This window comes from Microvirga sp. Mcv34, assembly GCF_024519725.1.
Taxonomy (GTDB): domain Bacteria; phylum Pseudomonadota; class Alphaproteobacteria; order Rhizobiales; family Beijerinckiaceae; genus Microvirga.
This window is the reverse complement of record NZ_JALJRK010000152.1, coordinates 1-4,300: the sequence shown is the minus strand read 5'-3', so window position 1 is coordinate 4,300 and position 4,300 is coordinate 1. Positions and strand designations below refer to the sequence as shown.

Annotated in this window: 3 protein-coding genes; all 3 read right to left on the bottom strand. The window is 64.4% G+C overall.

Annotated features, from left to right (window positions below; all coding sequences use genetic code 11):
• A partial coding sequence (locus OC446_RS28990) for an efflux RND transporter permease subunit (RefSeq protein ID WP_262032388.1) occupies positions 1 to 1,916 on the bottom strand: 1,916 nt, incomplete at its 3' end.
• 12 nt (positions 1,917 to 1,928) lie between these two features.
• Entirely contained in the window at positions 1,929 to 3,245 is a 1,317-nt protein-coding gene (locus OC446_RS28985; RefSeq protein WP_315986559.1) for an efflux RND transporter periplasmic adaptor subunit, read from the bottom strand.
• A gap of 541 nt (positions 3,246 to 3,786) precedes the next feature.
• On the bottom strand, positions 3,787 to 4,182 hold the full coding sequence (locus OC446_RS28980) for a hypothetical protein (protein ID WP_262032387.1): 396 nt from the start codon (positions 4,180 to 4,182) through the stop codon (positions 3,787 to 3,789).
• Positions 4,183 to 4,300: the final 118 nt, after the last annotated feature.

The following is a 4,300-nucleotide window of genomic DNA, read 5'->3' as shown; positions in this document are numbered from 1 at the left end:
GCCACCTCGGCTGTGCCGGTCTTCGAGAATACAAAAGCAACCTGCGGAAAGCGGCTGATCGCCTTCTCAACGTCGAACTGCATCGCTTGCGACTCGCTCAGCGCGGTGCTCGGGATGCGCAGTGCCTGCATGGCAATGTTCTTCTCATCGAGCTGCGGGATGAACTCCTGACCGAGCCGGGTGAACAGGGTGGCCGCGACAGCAAGCAGCAGAACGGCGCCAAAAACCATGGTGAGTGGGAACTGCAGAGCGCGTCCGAGCACAGGCCGGTAGACGGACTTGAGCGCCCGGACAAAGACGTTCTCCTTTTCCTGCACCCGGCCCGTGATCAGGATCGCGATCAAGGCCGGCACGAAGGTAATCGACAGAACGAAAGCCGCCACAAGCGCAATGATCACCGTGAGCGCCATGGGCTCGAACATCTTGCCCTCAACACCCGTGAATGTCAGGAGCGGGGCGTAGACCAGGATAATGATCGCCTGACCATAGACGGATGGCTTGATCATCTCCTCGGCCGACTCAATGACGGTGCTGAGGCGCTCGCCCAAACTCAACTTGCGGCCAAATTCGTGCTGGCGTTCGGCCAGGTGGCGCAAGGAGTTCTCCGCGATAATGACTGCACCGTCGACGATCAGGCCGAAGTCAAGTGCCCCTAAGCTCATCAGGTTGGCGCTGATCTGGCCTTGGACCATGCCGGTCATCGTCATCAGCATGGCAACCGGGATCACCAGTGCCGTGATCAGCGCCGCGCGGAAGTTGCCGAGCAGCAGGAACAGGACGACGATCACGAGCAGCGCGCCCTCGGCCAGGTTCTTCGACACCGTCTTGACGGTTGCATTGACCAAGAGGGTGCGGTTGAGAACCGGCTTGGCGTGAATGCCCGGCGGCAGCGACTTGTTGATCTCCTGCATTTTGGCGTCGACGGCAGCCGCGACCGTGCGGCTGTTGCCGCCAATCAGCATCAGGGCAGTGCCGACCACCACCTCCTGCCCGTTCTCCGAGGCCGAGCCGGTGCGCATCTCCCGGCCGATCGTCACCTCGGCAACGTCCCGCACCCGGACAGGAACGCCACCGCGGGTGGCCACGACCACGTTGCCGATCTCCTGCATGCTCTCCAGGCGTCCGGCCGAGCGCACCACATAGCCCTCGCCGTTGCGCTCGACATAGCCGGCGCCGCGGCTGACGTTGTTGGCCTCGACCGCATTGGCCACGTCCTCAAACGACAGCCCAAGCCCGATCAGCTTCGCCGGATCGGGCTGAACGTGATACTGCTTCACGTAGCCGCCGATCGTGTCGACGCCGGCCACGTTCGGCACGCTTTTGAGCTGTGGGCGGATGATCCAGTCCTGCACGGTACGCAGGTAAGCCGCCCGCAGGAAATCGTCGGTGAGGCGCTGCCCTTCGGGCGTAAGATAGGCGCCATCGCTTTGCCAGCCCGGCTTGCCATCCTGGACGGGCACGCCGGCTGCCGGCGGCGAATACTCGACCGTCCACATGTAGATCTCGCCCAGACCGGTGGAGATCGGTCCCATCTGCGGTTCGGCGCCCGGCGGCAGGCTGGCTTTGGCGTCGCTCAAGCGCTCGTTGACCTGCTGGCGGGCGAAGTAGATGTCCGTGCTCTCACTGAACACGGCGGTCACCTGCGAGAAGCCGTTGCGCGAGAGTGAGCGGGTGGATTCGAGACCCGCGATACCCGCAAGCGTCGTCTCGATCGGGAACGTCACCTGCTTCTCGATGTCGTAAGGCGACAGCGAGGGCGCGGTGGTGTTGATCTGGACCTGGTTGTTGGTGATGTCCGGAACAGCATCAATCGGCAGCTTGGTCAGGGAATAGATGCCAAAGGCTGCCGCCAGCACCGTGACGAGCACGACCACCCAGCGGTGATGCACCGAGAACGCAAGGATGTGCTTGATCATGATGGCTGTCCTTTAGTGCGCGTGCGAGGCTTCGGCCTTGCCGAGCTCAGCCTTGAGCCGGAAGGTGTTGGTGACCGCGATCTCCTCGCCGGGGTCAAGCCCGAACACCACCTCGGCGGCTTCGCCATCGCTGCGGCCGAGCGCCACTTCGCGCTTCTCGAACCCTTCCGGCGTGCGCACGAACACCACCTGGTCTTTGCCAACTGTCTGGAGCGCGCTCTTGGGCACGGCCAGCGGCACGGCCTGCTCCTCAACATTGATCGCAGCGGTGACGAAGGAGCCGGGGCTCCACAGGCCAGCCTTGTTGTCGATCTGCGCCACGACCCGGGCCGAGCGCGTCTCCTGATTGAGGAGCGGGCTCTTGAAGATGATCCGGCCCTCCCCGCGCTCACTGGTTCCTCCGGCCGTGATCTGGACCGTCTGGCCTTCCTTCACGGACGGCAGGTCCCGCAGCGGCACGGCGAGTTCGACCCAGACGGTGGACAGGTCCGCAACGACATAAAGCTCCTTGGCCTGGCCCTCGCCGCCCACAGGCGCGCCGAGATCAACAAGGCGCTCGACTACGCGGCCGGTGATCGGCGCGTGGATGTCATAGCGCTGGAGACCTTGCATGGGGGCCCGTGACAGGCCTGCCACCTCGCTCTCGCTGACCCCAAGCGCGGACAACTTCTGGCGCGCCAGATCAAGCCGCAGCTGCGCCTCGGTGAAGCTGGTCCGGGCGCGCAGGAACTGCTGCTCGGCCGAGATGCCCTTCTGGAACAGTGACTGCTCCCGCTCGAACAGGGTTTTTTGCAGGTCAAAGTTGACCTGGGCCGCAAGGTACTCGCTCTTGGCCTCGGCCACCTCGCGGCTCTCGATGATCGCGAGTTCTTCACCCTTTTTGACAGGGTCGCCCAAGCGTTTGCTCAATTCCGCTACGGTGCCGATCACCTTGGCGGCAACACGCGCAATGCGATCCGCGTCCGGAATGATGGAACCCGGCGCCGTCAGCCGGCGGGCCAGGGTGCCTCCCTCTGCTTTGGCGGTCTGGATCCCGGTCGCGGCGATCTGGTCTGGGCTCAGCTTGAGCAGGCCGTCCTTGCTCTCCTCCCCACCCTCCCCGCCTTCGGCATGCCCGTGCTCATCCGCCGTGCTGCCCTCCGCATGCTCATCCTGCGCCTCGGGCTTTGCCGATGCGGGGCCAGGCTCCTGGGCCTGCAGTGCGGCAAAGCCCGGCAGAGGGATCAGGCTTGCGGCCGATCGGACGGTTTGATGCACCCCCGGCACAAGGCTGCCGATGGCAATGCCGAGCGCCGCGACGGCGCCGATGGAAAGAAGACGAATAACCATGTCACGATTCCCGCGATGGCCGCTCGCAGCGGATCCATCAACAGCCTAACCCCTTCGCCAGGCTGGTCCTAAAACCAAATCATCCGCGCCTCTGACAACGCACGCGACAGGTCCGCGGGTCTGCTCAAAAGGAGCATCCGTCGGACCACCTTAGGTCACACGCGGGGCGGCTTGAACGGAGGGATGGCTGGATGGGGACGAGGGCTGGCTTCGGAGGAGACCGGGTAACCGGGGGTCTGAGCCGAGACTGGGGGCGCCGCGGCACCGGACGGGAGCCGGGCGGCCGCATGACAGGCACAATGGGCGTGGTGGAGCACGGCAAAACCGGCAGGCGCGCCGGATGGGTCTCCGGCCTCGGGAACCGTGCCCGTGACCGCTGGTGCAGCAGGCCCTGGTGCAGCCGCTGCGACCGGCAGTGGGGCGATAAGCGACAAAAAGAGGACCACGGCCATGGCGTGCGCTATCACCACCTGCCAGAAGCAGCGCGGATAAGAGCGTTGGGCGGTCAGGGAAGCCATGGCGGGGTGTGCCAATTCTGTCCTTAGGGTGCAGTAACGTCGAGGCTGTAGCGGCCCTTGCCGACCTCGCCGGTGCCGGTCTTCAGCGTCACCGTCGCCCGGAACTTGCCGTCGACTGCGAAGTCGGCCTTGCCTGCAAGCATATTGTCACCGGCAGGGGTCAGTTCAAGGGTCTTGGTCTCATTGCCCTTGGCCAGCACCACAGCGGAGGCCCTGAACTTGGAGGCGTCAACCTTTTGCTCTTTGTCGTCGAGGAGGTAGAGCCTGGCGTCAGCCCCCTTGACCACGAGTTCAACCTCATAGGCTCCGATCTTCTGAACTTGGCCACCATTCGAGGAGCCATGCGAATGGGCCTGCGCCAGGGCCAGCCCGGGAGCGAGGGCAAGGGCTGCGGTCAGAATCAAACGTCGGCTGAGCATCCGTCACCTCATGGACTTGCGCCCGGCCTGCCAAGCCGAGCCGGGATTGTTCCAGACGCCTATAGCGTTGATGAGCAGGCATGTCCATGGGACCCTTGTCGCAGCCCTCAGAACACAG

What these genes read in the sequence shown, in the direction of transcription:
- OC446_RS28980 (WP_262032387.1), bottom strand. Translation starts at nt 4,182, where the DNA reads ATGCTCAGCCGACGTTTGATTCTGACCGCAGCCCTTGCCCTCGCTCCC.
- OC446_RS28985 (WP_315986559.1), bottom strand. Translation starts at nt 3,245, where the DNA reads ATGGTTATTCGTCTTCTTTCCATCGGCGCCGTCGCGGCGCTCGGCATT.